The organism is Streptomyces cellostaticus (assembly GCF_001513965.1).
GTDB lineage: Bacteria > Actinomycetota > Actinomycetes > Streptomycetales > Streptomycetaceae > Streptomyces > Streptomyces cellostaticus.
In genome coordinates this window covers 1-4,902 of sequence record NZ_KQ948096.1, presented here as the reverse complement: position 1 = coordinate 4,902, position 4,902 = coordinate 1, and the positions used below count along the sequence as shown (strand labels likewise).

Below are 4,902 nucleotides of genomic sequence, written 5' to 3'. Positions count from 1 at the left end.
GGCCAGCAGCGCCTGCGCCTCGATCGGGTCACCCAGCGCCGTACCGGTGCCATGCGCCTCCACCACATCGATATCGCTCGCCCGCAGTCTTGCGCTGGCCAACGCGGCCCGAATCACCCGCTGCTGCGAAGGCCCGTTCGGCGCCGACAGACCGTTACTCGCCCCGTCCTGATTGACCGCACTACCCGCCACAACCGCCAACACCCGGTGCCCACGCTCACGCGCATCCGACAACCGCTCCAGAACCAGGACACCGACGCCCTCGCCCCACCCGGTGCCGTCGGCTGCCTCCGCGAACGGCTTGCACCGGCCATCGGCAGCCAACCCCCGCTGCAGCGCGAACTCCGTGTATGTCCCAGGCGAGGCCATCACCATGACGCCACCGGCCAACGCGATCCCGCACTCCCCGGACCGCAGCGCCTGCGCCGCAAGGTGAATCGCCGTCAGCGAGGACGAACACGCCGTGTCGATCGAGACGGCGGGACCCTGCAACCCCAGCGAGTACGCCACCCGCCCCGAGGCCACACTCGCAGCGGTCCCGGTTATTCCATAGCCGCTCGCGCTGTCCTGCTCACCGACCCGGTACTCCGACGTAATGATGCCGGCGTAGACGCCGGTGTCGGTGCCACGCAGCGAACCCGGGGTGATGCCCGCGTCCTCCAGTGCCTCCCAGCACGTCTCTAGCAACAGCCGCTGCTGGGGATCCATCCCCAACGCCTCACGCGGACTGATCCCGAAGAACTCCGCATCGAAATCACCGGCACTGTCCAGGAAGCCACCCACCCGGGCATAACCCGTGCCCGCATCACCGGACTCGGACAGGCCCGGCGTCTCCCAGCCGCGGTTCACCGGGAAGTCCGTCATCGCGTCGGTCCCCGCGGCGATCAACTGCCAGAAGCCCTCCGGGTCCTCCACCCCGCCCGGGAACCGGCAACCCATACCGACAATCGCCACCGGCTCGTCCGTGCCGACGCGGACCGCGGATACGGCGGCCACGCCGTCGGTCCCGCATGCCTCTGCGACCAGATACCGAGCGAGTTCCAGCGGGACGGGGTAGTCGAAGACCAGAGTCGCGGGAAGGGTGAGGCCCGTCTCGGCCGCGAGCCGGTTGCGCAGCTCCAGCGCGGTCAGGGAGTCGATGCCCATCTCGCGGAAGGCCCGCTGGGAATCGATGTCCCCAGGGCTGGCGTGGCCCAGAATGGCTGCGGTGCCGGCCCGGACGATCTGCAGAACCTCCTGCTCACGATCGGCAGGGCTGAGCGCGGCCAACCGGGCCGCGAGACCACCCACGACCGCAGCCACAGCCGCGGACCGGCGCACGGAGCCACCACCGGCAACCAGACCGCGCAACAGCGGAGGCACCGACCCCCCAGCACGCGACAACGCGGCCAAGTCCAGTCGGGCCGGGACCGCCAACGGCGCACCCAGCGCGGCAGCGGCCTCGAACAGCGCCAGGCCCTGCTCCGTCGCCATCGGCTGAACACCACCGCGACGCAGACGGGACAGGTCAGCGCCATCCAGATGCCCGGTCATCCCCGAGGCCTGGGCCCACAGGCCCCAGGCCAGCGACTGACCAGCCAGGTGCCGTTCCCGGCGGTAGGCGGCCAGCGCGTCCAGGAACGCGTTGGCCGCGGCGTAACTCCCCTGCCCCGGGCTCCCCAGGGCGGCCATGGCCGAGGAGTACAGGACGAAGCCGGCCAGGCCCGCGCCCTCGGTCAACTCGTGCAGGTTCCACGCCGCATCAGCCTTCGCCGACAGCACCGTCGCCATGCGCTCAGGCGTCAGCGACTCCACGGTGGCGTCGTCGATCACACCAGCGGCATGCACCACCGCCGCCAACGGCCGCTCAGCCCCGATCCGCGCCAACACCGAGGCGAGGGCGTCGCGGTCGGCGGCATCGCCGGCCTGCACCCGCACACCCGCACCCGACCGTGCCAACTCCGCGACCAGACGGGCGACTCCCGGCGCGGCCGGGCCGCGCCGGGACAGCAACACCAGGTGCCGCATGCCACGGACGTCCACCAGGTGCCGGGCCAACTCCCCACCCAGCGTCCCCGTTCCACCGGTGACCAGGACGGTGCCCTGCCGGTCCCACTCGGCCGGGACGTTCAGTACGACCTTGCCGAGGTGCCGGGCGGCCTGCAGATACCGCAGCGCCGCAACCGCCTGGGACAGTTCGAAGCACGTCACCGGCGGCGGAACCAGCGTCCCCGCCTCGAACATCGCCCCGAGTTCGGCCAGCATCTCCCCGACCCGTGGCACACCGGCATCCATCAGGTCGAACGCGCGGTAGACCACTCCCGGATAGGTCTGGGCGACCTGCTCGGAGTCGCGGATATCGGTCTTGCCCATCTCGACGAACCGGCCACCGCGCGGCAGCAGCCGCAGCGACGCGTCCGTGAACTCCCCGGCCAGCGCGTTGACGACCACGTCCATGCCCTCGCCGCCGGTCACGGCCAGGAACTGCTCGCAGAAGGCCAGGTCCCGGGTCGAGGCGATGTGGCTCTCGTCCACACCCATCGCCCGCAAGGCCGGCTGCTTGGCCGGGCTGGCGGTCGCGAAGATCTCCAAGCCCCATTCCCTTGCCAACTGCACCGCAGCCGTGCCAACTCCACCGGTTCCGGCGTGGATGAGCACTCGCTGGCCGGGACGGGCCTGGGCCAGATCCCGCAACGCGTAGAACGCCGTCAGAAATGTCACCGGCACCGCTGCGGCCTGCTGGAAGGACCAACCTTGCGGGATGGCGGCCACCAGGCGGCTGTCGACAACCCCGACCGGCCCCCAACCGGGCACCAGACCCATCACCGACTGGCCCACAACCAGGCCATTCACCCCGGGACCGGTCTCCAGCACGACCCCGGCAGCCTCCAGGCCCAGGACCCGGCCATCCGAGACCATCCCCAGCCCGGCGACGACGTCGCGGAAGTTCACACCCGCCGCACGCAGACCAACCCGGACCTGGCCCACCGACAACTCGACGTCAGCCTCGGGAGCATCGATCACAGCAGTACTGCTCAGGTCACCCGGCTGGGTCACCTCAACCCGCCAGCCCGAACCACCGGGAAGCACCAACTCACCGGACACACCGGCCCGGACCAGCCGACGCCCGAACACCGCGATTCCCCCGCCGTCAGTAGCGGGACGGATGCGGACCTCAGGCTCATCGGCATCCAGGAGCGCAGCCAGGACGGTGTCCACGTCGGCGTCGCGACTAGGGTCCAAGTCGGCTGACGGGTCGACATCGACCAGCAGCAGACGCCCCGGGTGCTCAGACTGCGCGGAGCGGACCAAGCCCACCACTGCCCCGTCGGCCAAGTCCTGCCCGGCGGCCGCGCCCTGGGTCCAGATCACCAACCGCGAACCGTCAGTCTCGGGATCGGCCAGCCACTTCTGCACCCAACCCAACACCGTCACAGCAGCCAGCTGAGCCGCCTGCGGCGCCGAAGTCCCCGACGGGGCAGCCGGAACCGCAGCAACGACCACCGGGGCCACCTCGGACCCGACCGACTCGCCGTGCCGCACCCACTGCACCGCGGCATCAGAGGCCTGCGCCGTCAGCAGGACCCAGTCCACCGTGAACAGCGACTGCCGCACCTGCCGACCAGACCCAGCGAACTGACCAGCCGACGCCTCACGCAACGCCAACGACCGGGCCTCCAACACCGGCTGACCAACACCGTCGAACGCCGTGACCGAGACCCCACCCGGCCCGGAAGCGAACGCCACTCGCAGGTGGCGGGCGCCGCTCGCCAGCAGCCGCACGCCCGACCACGCGAACGGCAGCTCCGTCCCGCTACTGCCGTCGCTGGTGCCGACGGCCAGGAGACCGTGCAGAGCGGCGTCGAGCAGGGCAGGGTGCAGGCCGAACTCGGCCGCGTCGGAATCAATGCCCTGGGGCAGCTCAACCTCGGCGTAGACGGTGTCCCCGGCACGCCACACCTGACGCAGCCCCTGGAACGCCGGCCCGTACCCATAGCCGCGCTGGGCAAGCCTCTCGTAGACGTCGTCAACCGGGACCGACTCCGCGCCGGCCGGAGGCCAGGCACCCAGCGGGGCGGGGGCAGGCTCACTGCCAGCAGGAGCCAGCGCGCCGACCGCGTGCCGAACCCAACTCCCCTCCCCCTCACGGGAGGAGACCATGACCGTTCGCCGACCACTGTCGCCGTCACTGTCACCGACCTGGATCTGCAACTGCACGCCACCGGAGCCAGGAAGGACCAGCGGCTCTTGAAGCGTCAGTTCCTCCAGGACACCGCACCCGGCCAGATCGCCGGCGTGGACCGCCAGGTCCACAAACGCGGTGCCAGGCAGCAGGACCGTGCCGTGGACCGCGTGATCGGCCAGCCACGGCATCGCGGCCAGCGACAGACGACCCGTCAGCACCAGACCGTCACCCTCGGCCAGCCACACCGCCGCCGCCAACAACGGATGCCCGACCCGCTGCTGACCAGCCGACGAAGCATCCCCACGACCCGTGACAGCCTTCGGCCAGTAGCGCTGACGCTGGAACGGATACGTCGGCAGAGCAACCTTCCTCGCGCCATCGGCGGTCACCGCGGCCCAGTCCACCTCGACACCAGCCGCATACGCACAGGCCAGCGCGGTCAACCACCGCCCACGCCCGCCATCGCCGCGCTGCAAACTGGCCGCCGCCACCAGATCCTCACCGGCCTGCGCAATAGCCATACCCAGCACCGGATGCGGACTGACCTCCACAAACACCCGGTGGCCCTCCACCGCCAGCGCGGCAATGACCTCACCGAACCGCACCGTCTGACGCAGATTGCGGTACCAGTACCCGCCATCAAGCTCGGCGGTGTCCACCACGCGTGCTTCAAGCGTGGAATAGAACGGCACCGGGCTACTGCCCGCAGACACCCCGGCCAGGTCCTCGGCCAGACG

The 4,902-nt window shown here is 70.7% G+C and carries 1 protein-coding gene; it reads right to left on the bottom strand.

Going from position 1 to position 4,902, the window contains the following annotated elements:
• The coding region (locus AQI88_RS42140) for a type I polyketide synthase (protein WP_279616608.1) at nucleotides 1–4,887 on the bottom strand (4,887 nt) is incomplete at its 3' end.
• Nucleotides 4,888–4,902: the final 15 nt, after the last annotated feature.